Origin of the sequence: Streptomyces sp. H39-S7 (assembly GCF_027158205.1) — a bacterium.
Classification (GTDB): domain Bacteria; phylum Actinomycetota; class Actinomycetes; order Streptomycetales; family Streptomycetaceae; genus Actinacidiphila.
Genome location: NZ_JAPVLU010000011.1, coordinates 174,483 through 191,909 on the forward strand (window position 1 = coordinate 174,483; position 17,427 = coordinate 191,909).

Sequence of the window (17,427 nt, forward strand, 5' to 3'; positions counted from 1 at the left end):
CGAGAGCGCCCCTTGGGCGGTGTGGGGTCAGCCGATGATGGCGACCGGGGCGTCCCAGGCGTTGCGGTCGACGGGGAGGGTGTAGCCGCCGCGGGTCTCTTTGCTGTTGGCCTGGTACTGGTGGGCCCGGCTGTGGTCGGTGTACAGCTTCGGGTTCCAGGGCCAGTCCTTGGTGGTGGTCTCCTGGCCGTTCCACAGGGCGTACCAGAGGTTGCCCGGCAGGTCTGTACGGTCCTGGGCGGTGGCGATGGCCTTGGCGCTGGAGGTGCTGAAGCCGTAGAGGCCGCCGCGGTAGGTCTTGGTGCGGAGGGTCTTGCTGAAGGCCCGTACGTAGGTGAGGGTGGCGTCGTTGCAGGCCTTGTCGGCGGTGTTGTACGACTCCATGTTGAGGTAGACGGGGCTGCCGGCCTTCATGCCGAGGGCTGCGGCCTTGGCGATCGCGTCGTTGGCGTTGCTGACCCCGACAGCGGTGGCGGTCGCTGCGGTGAACCGTTCCTTGTTGCCGCTGGTCTGGCAGGGCGGCTGAGCGCCGACGTAGAGGGGGATGACCCGCCAGCCGGCGGTGTCGACCGACTTGACCCAGGACTTGGTCAGGTTGGGCTGGGCGCACCCGCGGTTCTTTCCGCCGATGTAGACCGCGACACCGCTGTAGTAGTTGTCCTTCTTCCACGCGTTCATCGCGGCGAGGGAGGGGGCGGTGCAGGCGTCGAACGCCCGGCCTGTGTAGGTCTTCTGGGCCGGCCACGTCGTGGCCGCCATCGAGGTCTGCGCCACGACCCCGGCACCGGCTACGACGACGACGCTTGTCGTCGCCAGGGCGATGTAGCGGCCTTTTTTCGACAACCGGTGCTTCGGCATTCCCCGCCCCAAAAACATTCAGGCTCCGGGTCTCCGGAGCCTGGTCATCATATGCGGAGGCGGTTCGACGACAGTGACCGGCCAGGTCCTCCGACACCGCCCCCAGGCCAGGGCGGGCTGCGATCCGCCCTGCCGCCATACGCGAACCGCCGGGCGCCCGTCGCAACAGCCGGTCTTCGACCCGTCCGACTCGGAGCCGACCTCTGGACGCATGCAAGAAACGCGCGACAGACCCTGAACGCACTCAGCCGCGCAACGAGCATCCACGTCTGGTCCACACAGATCTCGCTGCCCATGTCAGCTCAGCAACGGCAGCCTTCGACAAGAAACGCCGGGAGAGGGACAGGCACCGGTACGCAGAATGCCCGAGCGACTCCCCGTTCCACGGACCCAGCGCGCTCAGACGATCGAACTGACGCCGTGGCAGGTGCGGCACGCCGTGGCGCGTGGCTACGTAGAGGCCGGACAGGTCATGGGGCGCGAGCTCGCGGAGCTTGGCCGACGATTTGCTCCAGCAGGGCACGGTACTCGGCGTTCAGCCCCCTCGGCGTGCTTGAACTCAGGGGTCTCCACCCAGAGCAACCCACCATGCAGCAACTGCTATCCACGATCGTGAGCAGCAGGTCGGGGGGTAGCGCTGGGTTGCGGCCGCACGGCCGCGCCCCATACCTGCCGGTCTTGCAGTACACACCGCCCGCCCGGGGAATCCGGGCATGTGCCCCAAAGCAGCAACCGGACAGCAGCGGTAACAGGACGGAGCCGTTCAGGGCGCGGCAGTCGCCGGACATCGCTTAGCAGCGTGCGGCGAGGCCGTTCTCGAATCCCTCGCCGCACGCGTCGCCACAGCGCCAGAACGTCGCGGCCGCAGTGTGGGACAGGTAGGCCGGGGCGACTTCGAGCATGCAGATGGCCTCATGGCTAGGAGCTCGTAACAAGGTCTTGTTGAGGTGTCCTGGTCGAGCGTGGCAGGGGGCTGATGCTGCCGCTCGCGGCCCCTTTCTGCATCCAGTTCACCGGGCACCCCCCCGGGGGCGTCCTGCCCGGTACCGATCCCACCGGATGAACCAGGCATCATGATCCGGGCTCCTCGCCGTGCTTGGCACAGTGCGGAGGGCCTGGAAGGCTCGCCCCTGACAGGCGATGCCAGGTGTGAATAACGGAGGCAGATCATGGAAACTGACACGGACGCGGGTTCGCTGGACTGGGCGAGGGCCTGGATGTGCGCTACTTTCACCCGCGGTCTCGCCCCCGAGGAGGTGTTCGCCCGCTACGGGGCCGATCCGGAGCAGGCGCGCCTGCTCGGCTGGGATGCAGCCTCGGACCTACCCTCGGGTGAATCGGGTGACGGGACGGTCTCGCTGCTGCGGGCCGGCAGGATCGGTCAATGGGCCTTCTGCGTCGAGGAGGACGGCGGCATCGGCTGTGGGGGAAGAATCGCTCGCGGAGTTGTCCCGGGGAACTGAGACGTACAGCGTGGCGACTACCGAGGGAATCGACGTCTTCCAGTACTGGCGCGACGGCGAGTGCGTCGAGTACTTCGAGCCCGGCATGGAGCACAGCCGGTCCGAACCGCTCGGCCCCTGGTGGGATCGAGTGGAAGACGCGCTCGCCGCACACGAGGCTGAGGGCGCCGGGATGGCGCCGGTGGTGGCCCTCGTACTCGATCACCTCGGCATCACTCTGGACGATGCAACCCTCGCCGGGCCTTGGCCCAGCCTGACGCTCGCCGAGGACGATGCACCAGCAGCACCGCTGAGCACTACCTACGCGGGTGAGGGACCGGTTCCGCCCGGGACCATCCTGGATCTCGGGCCTTCAAGTGGACTTTCCTGAATGGCAGGATCGCCTTTCGCCGCCCTGGGCCACGACCAGCGCCTGGCCAACGTGACAGGTGGCGACCGGAGAAGGACAGCGACACGATGACCGATCTGAGGGCAAGGCCAGCGCGTATCAGCCCGGACAGTTCGTGACGCGATCAGATCTGGCCTTCTTGAGTCGCCTCCACCGGATAATGCTGCAGACCAACGCGGAAGGCGTCGTGGAGCTCAACTCGCCGTTCCCAGCGCACGGCCAGGCGTGTGAACTAGCGGAGCAGGGCGAAGGTCTGCTCGACGACGTAGCGGAACTTGCCCAGGCCTTTGATGTTCGGGGAACCCTTGCGGGAGATGGCCGGCGGATTCGTCGGTATCGCAATTCACGCCGCACGGATCGCGAGTCGTACGCCTCGTCTCCGAGGACGGACTCGGGGCGCCGTCGTGGTCGGCCGGGCCGTCCGGCCACCGGTGGGATGCCGTCGACCAGCCTGGAGCTGGGACGTGACCAACGACGGCATCGACGTCTACCTCGGCCTGGACGTGGGCAAAGGTGAACACCACGCCACCGCGCTCACCCCCGCGGGCAAAACGGTCCTGGACAAGCGCCTGCCCAACACCGAGCCGAAACCGCGCGAGGTGTTCGCGAAGCTGCAGGCCAAGCACGGGACCGTGCTGGTGGTCGTCGACCAGCCCGCCTCCATAGGTGCGCTGCCGCTGGGGGTGACCCGCACTGGGCTGTCGCGTCGCCTACCTGCCTGGTCTGACGATGCGCCGCATAACAGACCTCTACCCAGGAGAGGCGAAGACCGACGCCCGCGACGCGTTCGTCATTGCCGACGCTGTCCGCACCATGCCGCACACCCTTCGGGCCGTCGAAGCCGCAGACGAGACTGTCGCTGAACTGGAAATGATCGCGGGCTTCGACGACGATCTCGCCACCGAGTCGACCCGGACCAAGGATCGGCTCCGCGGCCTGCTCACACAGATCCACCCCTCGCTGGAGAAGGTCTTGGGCCCGCGGCTCGACCACCCTGCCGTCCTGGCCATGCTCGAACGCTTCGGCTCTCCCGCCCAGCTCAGAAAGGCCGGCCTCCGTCGACTGGTCACACTACTGCGCTCCGAAGCACCCCGTATGGTAGAGCGCTTGGTCGAGGACATCTTCACAGCGCTCGGCGAGCAGACTGTAGTTGTGCCCGGCACGGACGCCGCCGCGATGGTCGTCCCCAGCCTGGCCTCCTCGCTGAGCTCGGTTACGGTGTCCTGCGGTCCCGGATCCGGACCCCCCCGCACGTGACACGATGGCGCGTCAGGCCCGCAACGGCCAGGCGCGCCGCCGGCGTTTGGTGCGCCCCACAGCGTCCGTGGGGAATTTCTGCGCCGTACCCCTCCTGTTGGCCAGGTCCGGCTACCTTCGCCTCGCCCGGTCCGGTACAGGAGAGGTACATCCATGAGCACGCCGATCCACCGCACCTCGACACGGCAGTCGGCACCCTTCCTGGCGTCGGCCCGGCACCGTGAGGGAGGGAGCCGGACCGGGAGTACGTCCGCACGCCCACTGGAGCGCGCCCTCCTGGAGATGCAGTCCCGCGCCGGCAACCGGGCCACGACCGCGGCGGTGCAGCGCCTGCGGGACACCGGGACAGGGCATGCTGAGGCGAACGGCGACGCGTCCCCCGCAGCCAAGAGGGAGAACTATCGCGACCGGATCGCCGCGCTCCTCGACAGGTTCAAGAAGAATCTCGAACCCATCGACACCTTCATCAAGGGCTTCCAGACCCCCACCAACGCGGCCTTCGCCCAGCAGGGCGCCGTCGCGGCCAACGAGGGCCTCAAGCACTCCGCCGCCGCCTCGGGGACCTCCGCAGCGTCGGGCAACCTCCTCACGGAGGCCGCCGGCACCGTGGTCAATGGCATGGACGCGTACAAAAGCAGGAAGGACGCCAAGGAGCACGAGACCGGGGCCGACCACCACAAGGCAATGAAGAAGGCCAAGACCAAGGGCGCTGACACGGTCGTCGGCGCCGCCAACTCGGGAAGCTACAGCGCTGCCATCGCCAAGGAGGTGACCAAGATCCAGAAGGCGGCGGATGCCGCGGTGGCATCCGAAGCAAGCGGTATCGCCAGCGCTTCCATCGGCGCGGTCAAGGCCATGCGGTCCGCCTTCCGCATCGGGGGAGCAGCCAACAAGTACCAGCAGATCAAAAAGCTGGGAGATCCCCACCTCGTCCAGGCGGGGTCACTGGCACGGCTGAACGAGTCGCACGAGCAGGCCGGCTGGGCCGCAGCGGAGGCTTACGTCGCGCTGGACGCCTACTGGAAGCATGAGGGCCCGGAACGGCTGGAGCTCGTTTCCGAGGCCATCGACGCCGCCTGGGAGGCGATGGGTGAAGCCCGTGACGTCGCCGAGAACCTCCAGCACGCCGAGAACGACGTGGAAAAGCTGAGCAAGGTGCAGCAGTACGCGAAGAAGAAGCAGCTCACCAAGATTGGCAAGGAGACGGCCGGCGGCGGGGGCGAGTCCGTCAAAGCCGCAGCCGGCGTCGTGACGGCGGTCGCGGCGGGAACGGTCGGGCTGGCGAGCAACCCGGTCGGATGGGGCCTCGCCGGGGCCGGGGCCGGTCTCGTCCTCGGCGTCACCATGTACAAGGCGCTCCGCGCCGCCACGAAGCGCTACGAAGAGGTCCACCACCCCGAGCGCTGGGCGCCGCAGGGCGAGACCCTGGCAGAGGCCGCCTCCCGCAAGGAGTCGCTGAAGCACGCGATGAAGTTCTGGAAGAAGGTGTCGAAAGGAGAACGCCAGGCCATGGCGCGCGAGATCTACGCCCTGGCGGCGGGCCCCGACATCTCCGGGAACACCACGGCCGAGATGCGGGCGTCCGCCAGGTCCCTGCTCATCGCCCTCAAATCCGGCCCCGCCAAGCACAAGCTGGAGCCGGACGCGTGGGCCGAGACCCTCAACGACCCGGCGAAGAGCTCCGGTTGGATCGCGGAGATAGCGGAGCAGCTGGCCTCCGGGTGACCTGGAGCGGGCCGACGGTTCACTCCGAGCGTCCGGCGACGCCTACGCCAGCCCGCCTCCCGGAGCCCCGACGGGATGTAGTCGGTCCACAGGTTCACCCCCACGGTGGTCGCCCCCTGCATGTTCCAGGTCAGGAACGGGGTCTGGTCCGGGGGCGAGGCATGGGCGGGGGTGGCGGTCACAGCGGTGCATGGCACGACCAGGAGGGCGAACAGCAGCGCCTGGACCATGCCGAGGGCGACCGATCTGCCGCGCGGCCCGCCGGACCGTGCCCGGGACAGCCCTCCTGCCGTGGACGGTGACGACTACCTCACGCTGTACCGGCTGTGGTTCGCCGACGGCCATGGGCCTGTCGACGATTTGGGGCCTCCCGCTCCTCGCCCGCACCCTCCGGCGGCGGTCCCTCCCCGGGTAGCACCGGCTGGTCCGTGCCATCCGGGGTGGGCGGTAGGCCCGCAATCTTGCGGCGCGGATGGGCCTCGGGCCGGCCGCCGCGCGGGGTTCGGCAGGACGGCACCGGCATCCGGCAGAGCCCGCGTCGGGACCCGCACGGGGCCGCCCGTTCAGGAGTGGAGCATGCGCGTCCAGTCCTCCGGCACGCGGCCGGCCGGGCCCGGGACCGGCTGGTCCGACGGGTGCCCAAACGGCGGGGTCAGCTCGGGGCCGGACTCGTACAGCTCGTCGGCGGCGTAGTCCCAGAACCAGTCCTCGCCCGGTTCGTAGCTCTGCACCACCGGATGGCCGGTGGCCTTCCAGTGGGCGGTGGCGTGCTGGCCGGGCGAGGAGTCGCAGCAGCCGATGTGGCCGCACTGGGCGCAGCGGCGCAGGTGGAACCACCAGCCGCCCGCCGCGTCGCAGTCCGCACAGCCGGGGCCGCTGGGCGGGGTGGTCAGGTCGACTCCGTCGATGGCACTCATGGAGACTCCTCGTGGTTCGGGGTTCCCGGCACGGTGTCCGGTTCGGCGGGCGGTTCGGTGTCGGTCTCCGGGGCGGTCAGCGGCAGCAGGACCTGGAAGCGGGTGTCCCCGGGTACGGATTCGACCTGGAGGCTGCCGTGGTGCTTGCTGACGACGATCCGCCAGGAGATGTCCAGGCCGAGCCCGGTGCCCTCGCCGACCGGTTTGGTGGTGAAGAAGGGGTCGAAGATGCGGCTGCGGATGTCCGCCGGGACGCCGGGCCCGGTGTCCCGGAACTCCACCAGCAGCCGGTCCCCCGCCCGGGCCGTGCGGACGGTGAGCGTGCCCTCGCCTCCCGTGCTCCCCATGGCGAAGACGGCGTTGTCGATGAGGTTGGTCCACACCTGGTTGAGCTCCGCCGGGTACGCGGGCACGTCCGGCACCGAGCGGTCGTACTCCTTGACCACCCGGATCCCGCGGCCGATCTTGCCGGAGAGCATCAGCAGGGTGCTGTCGAGGAGTTCGTGGACGTCGACGACCCGGTGTGAGGCGCGGTCGAGCTGCGAGTACTGCTTGGCGGCGTCCACGAGGTGCGAGATGCGGGTGGTGGAGTCGTCGATCTCGTCCATCAACAGCTCGGTCTCCACCGTGTAGCTGAGCCAGCCGATGGCCCCCGGCAGGATGTCTTCGGCCACCGTCGCCGCCACGTGGTCCAGCCAGTCCGTGTCCAGGCCTGCCTGGACGAAGACGGGTGCGATCCGCCAGCCCTCCGCGATGCCGTGGTCCTCCAGCCAGTCGGCGAGTTCGTCCTCCCGGTCGGACGCCTCCATAGGGCTCAGCACCGGTGCCTTGGCGACGAGTTCGGCGGTGCGCTCCTGGATCTCGATGAGCTCGGCGAGGGCCTCACGGGAGTAGGGGCCCTGGGCGATGACCGCCAGCTTGTGCCGCATCTTGCCGACCCGTTCGCGCAGCGTCGCGGTGGCCCGGACCGCCGCGGCGGCCGGGTTGTTGAGCTCATGGGTGAGCCCGGCGGACAACGAGCCCAGCGCCAGCAGCCGTTCACGCTGGCCGATGGCCTGCTGGGTGCTCCTCGATCCGAAGAAGAGCCCCTCCAGCAGGTGGGCGGCCATCGGGAACCATTCCCGCATGACGTCCGCGAACGACTGCGCAGGCAGCACGAAGAACCGCGTCGACTCGGTCACTCGCATCGAGTTGTTGTACACCTGGGGCACCCGGTCGCCCAGGTAGGCCTGCATCGCCCCCGCATACACCCCGCGCTGCGAGGTCCGGCCCACCTCCACGTCGTCGCCGCCGACCCGGCGCGACAGCACGACGGTGCCCTCGATCATCACGTAGAAGCAGGTCGCGGGGGCGCCCTCGGCGTACACGGGACCGGCGTCGAACCGCTCCACGCGCCCCTCGGCGCAGAGCTGGCCGAGCTGCTCCGGGGAGAGCTTCTCGAAGAGGAACAGCGAGGCAATCTCCTGCGGGCTGCAGGGCATGACCCGCCCGCTCACGACTGCTCCAGGTATCGGTGGACGAGCATGACAGCCATGGCTCCTTCTCCGACGGCGGACGCGACGCGCTTCGCCGACCGGGCGCGCGCGTCGCCCGCCACGAACACGCCGGGCACGTTGGTCTCCAGGTGGTAGGGCGGCCTGTCCAGCGCCCACTCGGCCGGCGGCCTGCCGTCCGGGGTGAGGTCCGGCCCGGCCAGGATGAAGCCGTGTTCGTCGCGCAGCACCGCACCGTCCAGCCAGTCGGTGAGCGGGGCCGCACCGATGAAGACGAACATCCACTGGGTGTCGACGAGTTCGCTCACGCCCGTGTCCACGTCCCGGAGCGTGACCTGCTCCAGGTGCCCGTCGCCGTGCGCCGCCTCGACCACGGTGCGGGTCCGCACCGTGATGTTCGGCGCCTCCTCGATCTGCTGGATCAGGTAGTACGACATCGAGGCGGTCAGGGATTCCCCGCGGACCAGCAGCGTCACGGACTTCGCGCCCCGCGCCAGGTACATCGCCGCCTGTCCGGCGGAATTGGCCCCGCCCACGATGTACACGTCCTGCCCCAGGCAGGCGGCGGCCTCCGTGAGCGAGGAGCCGTAGTACACCCCGCAGCCGGTCAGGTCCTCGCAGCCCGGGGCCTGGAGCTGCCGGTAGGAGACGCCGGTGGCCAGGATGACGCTGTGCGCGGCGATCGTCGAGCCGTCGGAGAAGCGGACCACGCGCGCCGCGCCGTTGGCCTCCAGCCCCATGACCTCGCGGGCGGTGAGGATCTCGGCTCCGAACCGGCCGGCCTGGCGGCGGGCCCGGTCGGTGAGCTGTGCGCCCGACACGCCGTCCGGGAATCCGAGGTAGTTCTCGATGCGGGAGCTCTGCCCGGCCTGCCCGCCGGTCGCCGAGCGCTCGACCAGGACGGTCCGCAGCCCTTCGGAGGCGCCGTACAGGGCCGAGCCGAGCCCTGCCGGGCCGCCGCCGATCACGATGAGGTCGTAGAAGTCGGCGGTGGGCGTGGTCGCGAGTCCCACGTGCGCGGCCAGCTCGGGGACGTCCGGCTCGACCAGGACGCCGCCTCCCGGGGCGATGACCACGGGCAGCCGCTGTCCGTCGGCGCCGGCCGCCTGCAGCAGCCGCTGCGCCTCCGGCTCCTCGGAGGAGTACCAGCGGTAAGGCACCTGGTTGCGGGCCAGGAACTCCCGTACGGCCGACGAGCGGGCCGACCAGCGGTGGCCGACCACCTTGGTGGCGGGCACCGGCCGGTGGTCGCTGGAGCGCCAGGCGGCGAGGAGGTCGTCGATGACCGGGTAGAGCTTCTCCTCCGGCGGGTCCCACGGCTTGAGGAGGTAGTGGTCGAGGTCGACGACGTTGATGGCGTCGATCGCCGCGTTGGTGTCGGCGTACGCGGTCAGCAGCACGCGCCGCGCGCCCGGATACACGGCCAGGGCCTGTTCGAGGAACTCGATGCCGTTCATCTGCGGCATGCGGTAGTCGGCGAGGATCACGGCGACCAGGTCGCCCCGCAGCTTCAGCTCGCGCAGGGCCTCCAGCGCGGACTCGCCGGATTCGGCGCGCACGATCCGGTACCCGGATCCGTAGCGTCGCCGCAGGTCACGGGCGATGGCGCGGGAAACTCCCGGATCGTCGTCCACGGTCAGGATCACGGTCCGCGCGGTGTCGGCGCCCTCTGTCATACCTCTCCCGCCCCGAGTGGCCTGGTCCGGCGGCGCGGCGCGGCAAGCCGCCCGCGCACGGTTCGTGTCCATCCTAAGTTCGATCGTCCGGGTGCGCCCCGGGACGCCCGCCCAGCCGCGGGTCCTCACCCCGAGGCGGCCGGCGTCAGGCGGACGGGCACAGGATCAGGCGGTTGGGCGGGGTCGGCCGCGGCCGCGGACGGCGCAGGCCCGCCGCGCCGGGAGTGGACGAGCCGAGGACGCTCGGGTGCGGGGCACCGGTGCAGGCCGGGACGGGCCGCGGCGGATCCCCGGCTGAGCGGCGCGCTCCAGGCCCTGCACGAGAACACCGGCCATCCCTGGTCGGTCCCCGAGCTCGCCGCGATCAGGGGCCTGTCCCGGGCGCCCTTCACCCGCATCCTCCGCGAGGTCCTCGACCAGACCCCGATGCAGTACCTGACCGACTGGCGGATGGCCCCCGCCCGCGAGATCCTGCGCACCGGCGATATCGCCATGAGCAACATCGCCCGCTGCAGCTCGCCCTACGCCTTCGCCGCAAGCCTTCCGCCGCCAACTCCCAGGCGCCCGGCGCCTGGCAGCGATTCGGCCCGGGCTCGTACGCTACGCCGGACAGCACCCGGCACCCTGATCCACGCCGGCTCCACCGGACGACATCGCCGGTGCCCAACTGCTCCACCGGAAGCTCGATCACGTCGAACACCCAGCGGGCGATCCGACGGGCCGACACCGTCAAGCTCGCGTCGGTCAGCGGCGAGATCCCGCCAGTCGTTGACACCGATCGGGACATCTCTTTGCCGCCCCGCGGCAAGGTGCTGCGCGGCCTACGGGTGACGGCCACCGCCTTCCTCGCCGACTGCCGCGCCCGCCTCGCCTTCGACCTGCTCTCCGACCCTGGAACGCCGTAGTGCTCTAGACGCTGCGCGACGGACCCAGCCGCCCGGGTCGGACTGCGCGAGCGGATCGGGGGCATCAGCTCCCAGGTCCCTACCGACACGTTCGCCAACTCCGGCGAGGACGGCACGCTTCGGGTCTGGGACCGGGCCACCGGAACCTGCACCGCCACCCCCCTCACCAATCGCACCCGCCACGGGGGTTCGGTGCTGAAGAAGGACTCCATGGCCGCGTTGTCGCCGGCTGCCCCGACCCTCCCGCCCTCCAGCAGTAGCAGCACTGACCGTTCCGGTCCCGCGCAGATGCCGGTCAGGCGGGTTCGGGGTTGGATGAAGCGGCTGTGCTCCAGCCCTGTTCGAGCAGGAGGCTTGCCCGGTCCACGGCGTCGGCAGCGTCGGCGCGGGAGCCGGCGAACGCGAGGGTTTCCAGGGTGAACCGGGCGTAGACCGCGCACAGGAGATCGTCGCTCGGGCGGTTGGTCTGCTCGGCCAGGGCCCGGGCCAGGGCGTTCTCGTGGCGCAGGGCCATCGCGCGAGCGTACTCACGCAGGGCAGGCGTCTGCTGGATGAGCTGCTGGAACTGCACGAAGCGCGGGTCGCGGGTATTGGGCGAGGTGACGAGACTCGCGAGGTGAGCCCGCAAGGCCGCGGGGATCGTCTGGCCCGGAGGCCGTTCGGTGACCGCGGCGATCAGGGCGTCCTCGTTGTCGGCGTCCTCGTCGAAGACCAAGGCCTCTTTACCGCCGGGGAAGTAGTTGAACAGGGTCGACACTGACACGTCGGCGACGTCGGCGATCTCGCGGACGCCCACCTGGTCGTATCCGCGCTCCAGGAACAGTCGCAGCGCGGTGTCGGCCAGCGCCTGACGGGTGGCGGCCTTCTTGCGTGCGCGACGCCCGCCCTGCGCCGGGCGATCGCTCATCTCATCCATGCCGTCCATCCTATTCCAGACTTTCGCACTGCAACATATTTGGAACTGTTGTATGTTTGTATCGGTTGGAGATTTTCCGGCCGTGCTGGACATCTTGGCGGCACCCGGCCGCGCACCGGCGCCCGAGAATGGACCCCCTCATGAACCCCGCAGCCCCCACGCAGGCCAGAATCAGCATCATCGGCGCCGGACCGGGCGGGCTGACCTGCGCCCGCATCCTGCAGCGACGCGGCATCCCCGTCACCGTCTACGACCGGGACGCAGGCCCCGATGTCCGCAACCAGGGCGGCACCCTGGACCTGCACGCCGACAACGGCCAGATCGCCCTGCGCGAGGCCGGCCTGCTGGACGAGTTCTTCGAACTGGCCCGCCCCGAGGGTCAGGAGATGCGTCAGATGAACCCCGACGGCGCACTTCTCTCGCACCAGGTCCCGGACGCCGACGAGCTTTTCAAGCCGGAGATCGACCGCGGCCAGCTGCGCGACCTGCTGCTGGGCTCCCTGGAGCCGGGAACCGTGCAGTGGGGCCGCGACCTGGCATCGGTGAGCGGACCGGCGAAGGGCCCGCGCCGGCTGCACTTCACCGACGGCACCACCCTGCAGAGCGATCTGGTCATCGGCGCCGACGGCGCCTTCTCCCGGGTGCGCCCCGCCGTGTCACCGGCCGTCCCGGAGTACTCCGGGGTGAGCTTCCTGGAGGCGTGGTTCAACGACGTCGAGAACGCACATCCCGAGATCGCCGGGCTGGTCGGCCAGGGCGGCGCCCACGCGGCTGACGGCGAGCGCGGGATGTTCGCCCAGCGCAACGGCGGCAACCACATCCGCGTCTACCTCATTCAGAAGGTCCCGGTCGACTGGATAAGCACGTGCGGTCTGGCCCCTGACGACACCGATGCCCTCCGCGCTCTGCTGTTGGAGCGTTACGCCCACTGGTCGCCCCAGATGCAGCGGCTGATCACCGACAACGACGGCCCCTACATCCAGCGGCCGATCTTCACCCTGGCCGTCCCGCACACCTGGGAGCACAACCCGACCGTCGCCCTGCTCGGTGACGCCGCGCACCTCATGCCCCCGCTGGGCGTCGGCGTCAACCTCGCCATGCTCGACGCCAGCGAGCTGGCTGTGGCCCTGGCCGAGGCCGCCGCCATCGACGACGCCGTCCGCACCTACGAGCAGACCATGCTCCCGCGCTCCACCGAGAACGCCAAGATCCTCGAAGGCGGCGCCGAATTCCTCCTGTCGATCGAGCTCCCCGACCTCGGAGACGACCAAGGGCCCACCGCCCAGTCGTGAACCCGCAGCCGGCCCACGCATCGCCCTGTGCGCACAGCAGCGCGCTCGAGGCGAAGCACTCGGACCCCCCGTTGGTGAAACAGCCGGTAAGTACAGCCCGTGCTGATCGGTCTGCCACCTGTGGCCTGCCGTATGGCCGCAAGCCCGGCTATGTCGTGACGCTCTGATCGGCTGATATGCGGTGTGAACCGTGCCCGTTTGCCACTGAAGATGGACCGGTGACGACTCGGCAGCCCTATCAGGTTGTGCCTAGGAAGCGCCCCACTCCGCCTGGACCCAGGCCAACTGTGCGTCGCTCAGCGTCGGATCGAACCCTTCCGGGAACAGCAGCATGCGCGGCTGCGGCCACATGTTCTCCGGCCCGTGCTCCTGGCAGTCCAAGGCGATGAGGTGCGGCCCTTCCCCGCAGGACTCGTACTGGTAGGGGCGGTCATGCACCTGGCAGACATATCCGAATACCGCACAGTCGTCATCGTCAGCCGGTTCGTAGGAGCCGGGATCGCTGATGACCACGGTTACCGGCTCTTGCCGGTTGAACCGAGGGATAGGCCGGGGATCACGCCACAGCAGTCGAGGAGGGAGCACGCGCCCATCATGCCCCGCGATCGACCCCTGCGGAGGAAACGCCTGCCAGGGCAACGTCGCCAAACGCCGGCGCCGCTGCCCTTCAAAAGCGCCGGACAGTCGGGCCAGGTCGGCCTCCCCATCCACCCGGGCGTACACCATCGCACTCGACTCGAACAATGGGCAGTGGTTGGGACGGGGGGCAGTGGGTGCCCTGCTCCAGAACCCAGGTGGCCGCGGATTCGTCGCCGCAACCAAAGGCACGGGCTCCCAACACGGTCACATCGTCAACGTGAATGGCACAGTTGCCTTCTTCGACGACCCACAAGGACAGGCCCAGCCAGCCGGCTGCCGCACCCGCGGGCGCCCCGGCCCGATCCGCGGCACGCGGATCGCCTCCATCACGGCGATTCTCTGGGTGCAGTCGTTGGTATGGCCGCCCGTGATCGTGAAGGCCGGCGGCCGGCCCGACGCATCGCAGCTCCGCTCCGGCCAATTGACCATTCCGTTCAGGAGATAGGGCTCGTCGAGCGGCTTGCCGTTCACCACCACCGGGCCCTGTCCCGTGCAGGTGACCCGGTCCCCTCCGATGCCGATCACGCGCTTGAGGACGCGAGCGGGTATGCCCCACTCCGGGAGAGGGATCACGACCACATCTCCACGTCCCACCTCAGAGCCGTCCACCTTCTCCGCGACGATGGTGCTGTCCTGGGTGAAAGTCGGCCGCATCGCGTCGCTCGACTGGGAGAACAGCTCGGTGTTCGACCAGAACGCGACGATGTCGGCCAGCATCAGCAGCGCTCCGGCTACCGCCACCGCACACCAGACGACCAACCTTCTTCGGTTCGTTCTGCGAACCGGAGCCGGTACCGGCCGCGGCGATCCCACCGGGTTGTCCATGTTGCTTCCTCACACGCCATCGTCCTCCGCTGATCGAACGACGCGGGAGGCATCGTAGAGGGCCTCCGCACCGTCTGAACGGCCGCCCCCACCCGCGTGCGCGCAGGCGGTCACCTGCGATAGCGGGCGGGTGCGGGGAGTTGGCCTGCGACGATGGCGGCGAGCGAGAGGCCAAATCCTGCGAGTTGCAGCGGACCGAACCGCTGGTCGAGGACGATGGCGCCCAGAGCAGTGGCGACCAGCGGCGAGAGCAGCAGGAGCACGGCGACCGCGGTGACGGGCAGCGTGGTGACGCCGCGGAACCACAGGGTGTAGGAGAGCAGCCCGCCGATCAGGCCCATCCAGAGATAGCCGACCGCGCCGGTCCCGTCGATGACCGGAGGCGCTCCCTCGGCCAGGAACGTCACGGGCAGCAGGCAGAGGCCGCCTGCCGTGAGTTGCCAGCCGGCGAAGGCGGTGGGACCGGCCTCGCCGGGGCGTCCCCACCGCTTGGTGAGAGTGATCCCCAGGGCCATGGACACCGCGCTGCCGAGCGCCGCCGCGATCCCCAGCTGGTCGAAGGCCGCGTTCGGCCCGATCACCATCAGGCCGACGCCGAACACGCCGATCACACCCCAGGCCAGGCGCCAGGCGGACAGGGCCTCGCGGAGGACCGTCACCGCCAGGAGGGCGATGACGAGGGGCTGTGCCGCCGCCAGGGTGGCGGCAACGCCCCCGGGCAGGCGTTCGGCTGCGAAGAACAGCAGCGGGAAAGGCAGACCGATGTTCAGCACGCCCAGCGCTGCCGCTTTCCCCCACCACGCTCCGCGCGGCAGCGTCCGGCTGAGCGCCAGGGCGATCAGGCCGCCGGGCAGGGCCCGCAGGAGGCCCGCGAACAGGGGGTGGCCTGCAGGGAGCAGTTCGGTGGTGACGATATAGGTCGTGCCCCACGCCATGGGTGTGAGCGCGGTCAGGAGCGTGCGGGGTACAGGTCCGCGCGAGGCCTCACTGATGCCGTCGGCGGAGGCGGTCGGGGCTGCTGGACTGGTCATGTCCGCAGTCTCAACCGACGGTGATCCATGAGTCCAACACATGTTGGTCATGCGATCGATCGCGATGGAAGATGCATCCATGGAGCTCCAGCAGATGCGCTACGTCGTCGCCGTCGCCGAGATGAACAGCTTCACCCGGGCCGCCGAGCGATGTCTCGTCGTCCAGTCCGCCCTCAGTCACCAGATCGCGCGTCTGGAGAAGGAACTGGGCGCGCGCCTCTTCGAGCGCACCAGCCGCCGGGTACGGCTGACCCCCGCCGGAGCCGCGTTCCTTCCCGCCGCTCGGCAGTGCCTGGACGCCGCCGAGCGCGCGGCCGCCGAAGTCGCCGGGGCCGTGGGGCAGATACGCGGGCGCCTCGCCGTGGGCGTGATCTCCAGCGTCGCCGCCGTCGACATCCCCGGCGCGCTGCGCGCCTTCCACCAGCGCTACCCGGACGTGCGCATCAGCCTGCGCGTGAGCGCGAGCGAGTTGCTCGTCGAGCAGGTGCGGGACGGGGGCCTCGACGTGGCTTTCCTCGGGCTGCCGACCACCGCGCGACCCGAGGGTGTCGCGGCCTGCGCACTCGCCCGTGACCGGCTCGTGGCCGTGGTCGCGCCGGATCACCCCCTTGCCGCAGAACCGGTCGTCGACCTGCTGCGGCTCTCCCGCGAGGTCTTCGTGGACCTGCCGGCCAAGACCGCCGGACGCGTCCAGTCGGACCAGGCGTTCGCGGCTGCCGGCCTCGACCGCGACGTCGCGTTCGAGGTGACCAACGCCCAGTTCCTGGCCCGCCTGGTCGAGCAGGGCCTGGGGATCGCCCTGCTCCCTTCCGCGTATGCCGCGCAGCTCACCGGGGTGCGCACCATCGAAGTCACCGACGCGCCGGCCCGCGTCGAGTACGCCATCTGGAGCCGCACCGGCCGCACGCCCGCCGCCGGCGCCTTCCTCGCCCTCCTGGAGATCCCGGCGGTGCCCGGGCCGGAGCGCCCACCTGTTGATGTGTCCTGAGTAACCGTCAGGCATGGGCGGCAGCCGGTGCGGGCGGCGGTTCGACGCCCGGACGGTGTCCGTCCGGGCGTCGGGCCAGGCGCAGGCCAGGGGGTGTTGCTGGCGAGGGCCAGCAGGCGGGTGCCGTCACCACTGAAGTGTTCGCGGTCCACCGCGCCCGAGATGCCGCTCACCGAACCGGACTCGGTGTACTGCCAGAACGTCCAGTACGGGAAGCCGCTGGAGATGGGCGTGCCTGCCGCGCTGGTCCAGTGCGCCACGAACAGCGGGCTCTTGGCGGACATGCCGCCCCAGGCACCCGTGCACGAGTTCCACCAGCTCGGGCTCGTGTAGATGACGACGTCGCGGCTCGTCACTGGGGTTGACGCCCGATGGGCACCGCAGTGCGGAGACAGCCTGCACGGCGCGTGCCTGAAGATAGCCATGGGGCGGCCAACGGATCAGATCACGGGCGGAAGCACCGAGTAGCAGAAGTTCACGAGCGCACCCCAGCCGGCGGTCCCGAAGCGGTGGTGCTGGCCGTCACTGTTCACCGTCAGGCTCAACGGCGCGTTGTTGGGAATATGCCTCAAGTGGTGTGCCGTGCCGGTCGACGATCACATGGTGCTTGCTGCCCGGCCGGCCCGGTCGACCGGTGAAGGGCCAGTGTGCGCCCCACTTTGAGGACCCTGATGACGTGCGAGCTGCGATCGCGGCATCATCCATCTCGAGCAGGTTGGCCGCCCGTAGTTCGGCCAGAGGTGCTTCGTGCAGGCGAGGCCAGACTCCCGCCTCGGTCCAGTCCCGCAGGCGCTGCCAGCAGGTGACCCCGCTGCACCGATCTGCTCGGTGGGCACGTCGCTCCAGCTGACGCCTTTGCACAGGACATAGACGATGCCCAGCAGGGCGACGCGTTCGTCCACGGCTTCCGGCCGGGGACCCGATGTCTCCGTGGTGGACGGGCCGGGAGCAGGGGAGCTATCCGCTCCCACAAGTCATCAGGCACAAGATCACAGATACCCCGCAGATCCTGCCGAGCCGACGCCCAACTGCCACACCAACAAACCGATCTCAT

At 69.8% G+C, this 17,427-nt stretch carries 15 protein-coding genes and 3 pseudogenes; 7 read left to right on the forward strand and 11 right to left on the reverse strand.

All coding sequences use genetic code 11. The features are described 5' to 3' along the window. Positions 1-27: 27 nt before the first annotated feature. Complete coding sequence (locus O3X23_RS13175; protein WP_269271505.1) at positions 28-858, reverse strand: glycoside hydrolase domain-containing protein; 831 nt, start codon at positions 856-858, stop codon at positions 28-30. A gap of 1,169 nt (positions 859-2,027) precedes the next feature. Between O3X23_RS13175 and O3X23_RS13180 the strand changes: the two genes are divergently transcribed. From O3X23_RS13180 to O3X23_RS13195, 4 genes and pseudogenes are all read left to right on the forward strand, one after another. After that, complete coding sequence (locus O3X23_RS13180; protein ID WP_269271506.1) at positions 2,028-2,321, forward strand: DUF6461 domain-containing protein; 294 nt, start codon at positions 2,028-2,030, stop codon at positions 2,319-2,321. 10 nt (positions 2,322-2,331) lie between these two features. Next, positions 2,332-2,691 (forward strand): hypothetical protein, encoded by a 360-nt coding sequence (locus O3X23_RS13185; RefSeq protein WP_269271507.1) that lies wholly within the window; start codon positions 2,332-2,334, stop codon positions 2,689-2,691. 482 nt (positions 2,692-3,173) lie between these two features. Continuing rightward, positions 3,174-3,924: pseudogene (locus O3X23_RS13190) on the forward strand (IS110 family transposase); the annotation flags it as partial. A gap of 195 nt (positions 3,925-4,119) precedes the next feature. Beyond that, complete coding sequence (locus tag O3X23_RS13195; protein WP_269271508.1) at positions 4,120-5,691, forward strand: hypothetical protein; 1,572 nt, start codon at positions 4,120-4,122, stop codon at positions 5,689-5,691. A gap of 563 nt (positions 5,692-6,254) precedes the next feature. Here the strand turns inward: O3X23_RS13195 and O3X23_RS13200 are convergent. The 3 genes from O3X23_RS13200 to O3X23_RS13210 are packed head-to-tail and all read right to left on the reverse strand — an operon-like array spanning position 6,255 to position 9,777. Continuing rightward, positions 6,255-6,608, reverse strand: coding sequence for a UBP-type zinc finger domain-containing protein (locus tag O3X23_RS13200; RefSeq protein WP_269271509.1), 354 nt, complete (start codon positions 6,606-6,608; stop codon positions 6,255-6,257). Continuing rightward, positions 6,605-8,104 carry an ATP-binding protein gene (locus O3X23_RS13205; protein ID WP_269271510.1) on the reverse strand — a complete coding sequence of 500 codons (1,500 nt, stop codon included), beginning with the start codon at positions 8,102-8,104 and terminating at the stop codon, positions 6,605-6,607. Before O3X23_RS13205 ends, O3X23_RS13200 begins: the two co-directional genes overlap by 4 nt. Then, complete coding sequence (locus tag O3X23_RS13210; RefSeq protein ID WP_269271511.1) at positions 8,101-9,777, reverse strand: FAD-dependent oxidoreductase; 1,677 nt, start codon at positions 9,775-9,777, stop codon at positions 8,101-8,103. Before O3X23_RS13210 ends, O3X23_RS13205 begins: the two co-directional genes overlap by 4 nt. Before the next feature lie 659 nt (positions 9,778-10,436). Here O3X23_RS13210 and O3X23_RS13215 point away from each other — a divergent pair. Further along, the gene (locus tag O3X23_RS13215; protein WP_269271512.1) at positions 10,437-10,682 is read left to right on the forward strand and encodes a hypothetical protein; all 246 of its coding nucleotides are present in this window, start codon (positions 10,437-10,439) and stop codon (positions 10,680-10,682) included. Positions 10,683-10,977: 295 nt separating this feature from the next. Here O3X23_RS13215 and O3X23_RS13220 read toward each other — a convergent pair whose 3' ends face one another. Beyond that, complete coding sequence (locus tag O3X23_RS13220) at positions 10,978-11,598, reverse strand: TetR/AcrR family transcriptional regulator (RefSeq protein WP_269271513.1); 621 nt, start codon at positions 11,596-11,598, stop codon at positions 10,978-10,980. Between the two features lie 140 nt (positions 11,599-11,738). Here O3X23_RS13220 and O3X23_RS13225 point away from each other — a divergent pair, with 140 nt between their 5' ends. Continuing rightward, positions 11,739-12,890: an FAD-dependent oxidoreductase gene (locus O3X23_RS13225; protein ID WP_269271514.1), complete on the forward strand. Its 1,152-nt coding sequence runs from the start codon at positions 11,739-11,741 to the stop codon at positions 12,888-12,890. Positions 12,891-13,139: 249 nt separating this feature from the next. Here O3X23_RS13225 and O3X23_RS13230 read toward each other — a convergent pair whose 3' ends face one another. The 3 genes from O3X23_RS13230 to O3X23_RS13245 form a co-directional block, all read right to left on the reverse strand. After that, entirely contained in the window at positions 13,140-13,616 is a 477-nt protein-coding gene (locus O3X23_RS13230; RefSeq protein ID WP_269271515.1) for a hypothetical protein, read from the reverse strand. A 117-nt stretch (positions 13,617-13,733) separates the two neighbouring features. Then, positions 13,734-14,354, reverse strand: coding sequence for a signal peptidase I (lepB, locus tag O3X23_RS44160; protein ID WP_443047837.1), 621 nt, complete (start codon positions 14,352-14,354; stop codon positions 13,734-13,736). A 110-nt stretch (positions 14,355-14,464) separates the two neighbouring features. Further along, positions 14,465-15,385, reverse strand: coding sequence for an EamA family transporter (locus tag O3X23_RS13245; RefSeq protein WP_269271516.1), 921 nt, complete (start codon positions 15,383-15,385; stop codon positions 14,465-14,467). A gap of 79 nt (positions 15,386-15,464) precedes the next feature. On the opposite strand from O3X23_RS13245, the gene O3X23_RS13250 reads away from it, so the two are divergent. Beyond that, positions 15,465-16,373: a LysR family transcriptional regulator gene (locus O3X23_RS13250; RefSeq protein ID WP_269271517.1), complete on the forward strand. Its 909-nt coding sequence runs from the start codon at positions 15,465-15,467 to the stop codon at positions 16,371-16,373. Positions 16,374-16,462: 89 nt separating this feature from the next. On the opposite strand, the pseudogene O3X23_RS13255 reads toward O3X23_RS13250, so the two are convergent. From O3X23_RS13255 to O3X23_RS13265, 3 genes and pseudogenes are all read right to left on the reverse strand, one after another. Then, positions 16,463-16,726 (reverse strand): annotated as a pseudogene (locus tag O3X23_RS13255) (GH25 family lysozyme); the annotation flags it as partial. Between the two features lie 87 nt (positions 16,727-16,813). Further along, positions 16,814-16,945 (reverse strand): hypothetical protein, encoded by a 132-nt coding sequence (locus O3X23_RS13260; RefSeq protein ID WP_269271546.1) that lies wholly within the window; start codon positions 16,943-16,945, stop codon positions 16,814-16,816. Next, positions 16,944-17,370, reverse strand: a pseudogene (locus O3X23_RS13265) (transposase); the annotation flags it as partial. The pseudogene O3X23_RS13265 and the gene O3X23_RS13260, both read right to left, overlap by 2 nt. Positions 17,371-17,427 lie beyond the last annotated feature (57 nt).

Excerpts from the sequence above, each read along its gene's own strand:
- O3X23_RS13250 (WP_269271517.1), top strand. The coding sequence starts at position 15,465 with ATGGAGCTCCAGCAGATGCGCTACGTCGTCGCCGTCGCCGAGATGAAC.
- O3X23_RS13200 (WP_269271509.1), bottom strand. The coding sequence starts at position 6,608 with ATGAGTGCCATCGACGGAGTCGACCTGACCACCCCGCCCAGCGGCCCC.
- O3X23_RS13195 (WP_269271508.1), top strand. The coding sequence starts at position 4,120 with ATGAGCACGCCGATCCACCGCACCTCGACACGGCAGTCGGCACCCTTC.
- O3X23_RS13225 (WP_269271514.1), top strand. The coding sequence starts at position 11,739 with ATGAACCCCGCAGCCCCCACGCAGGCCAGAATCAGCATCATCGGCGCC.
- O3X23_RS13175 (WP_269271505.1), bottom strand. The coding sequence starts at position 858 with ATGCCGAAGCACCGGTTGTCGAAAAAAGGCCGCTACATCGCCCTGGCG.
- O3X23_RS13210 (WP_269271511.1), bottom strand. The coding sequence starts at position 9,777 with ATGACAGAGGGCGCCGACACCGCGCGGACCGTGATCCTGACCGTGGAC.
- O3X23_RS13245 (WP_269271516.1), bottom strand. The coding sequence starts at position 15,385 with ATGACCAGTCCAGCAGCCCCGACCGCCTCCGCCGACGGCATCAGTGAG.
- O3X23_RS13230 (WP_269271515.1), bottom strand. The coding sequence starts at position 13,616 with ATGGTGTACGCCCGGGTGGATGGGGAGGCCGACCTGGCCCGACTGTCC.
- lepB (WP_443047837.1), bottom strand. The coding sequence starts at position 14,354 with ATGGACAACCCGGTGGGATCGCCGCGGCCGGTACCGGCTCCGGTTCGC.
- O3X23_RS13180 (WP_269271506.1), top strand. The coding sequence starts at position 2,028 with ATGGAAACTGACACGGACGCGGGTTCGCTGGACTGGGCGAGGGCCTGG.
- O3X23_RS13220 (WP_269271513.1), bottom strand. The coding sequence starts at position 11,598 with ATGGATGAGATGAGCGATCGCCCGGCGCAGGGCGGGCGTCGCGCACGC.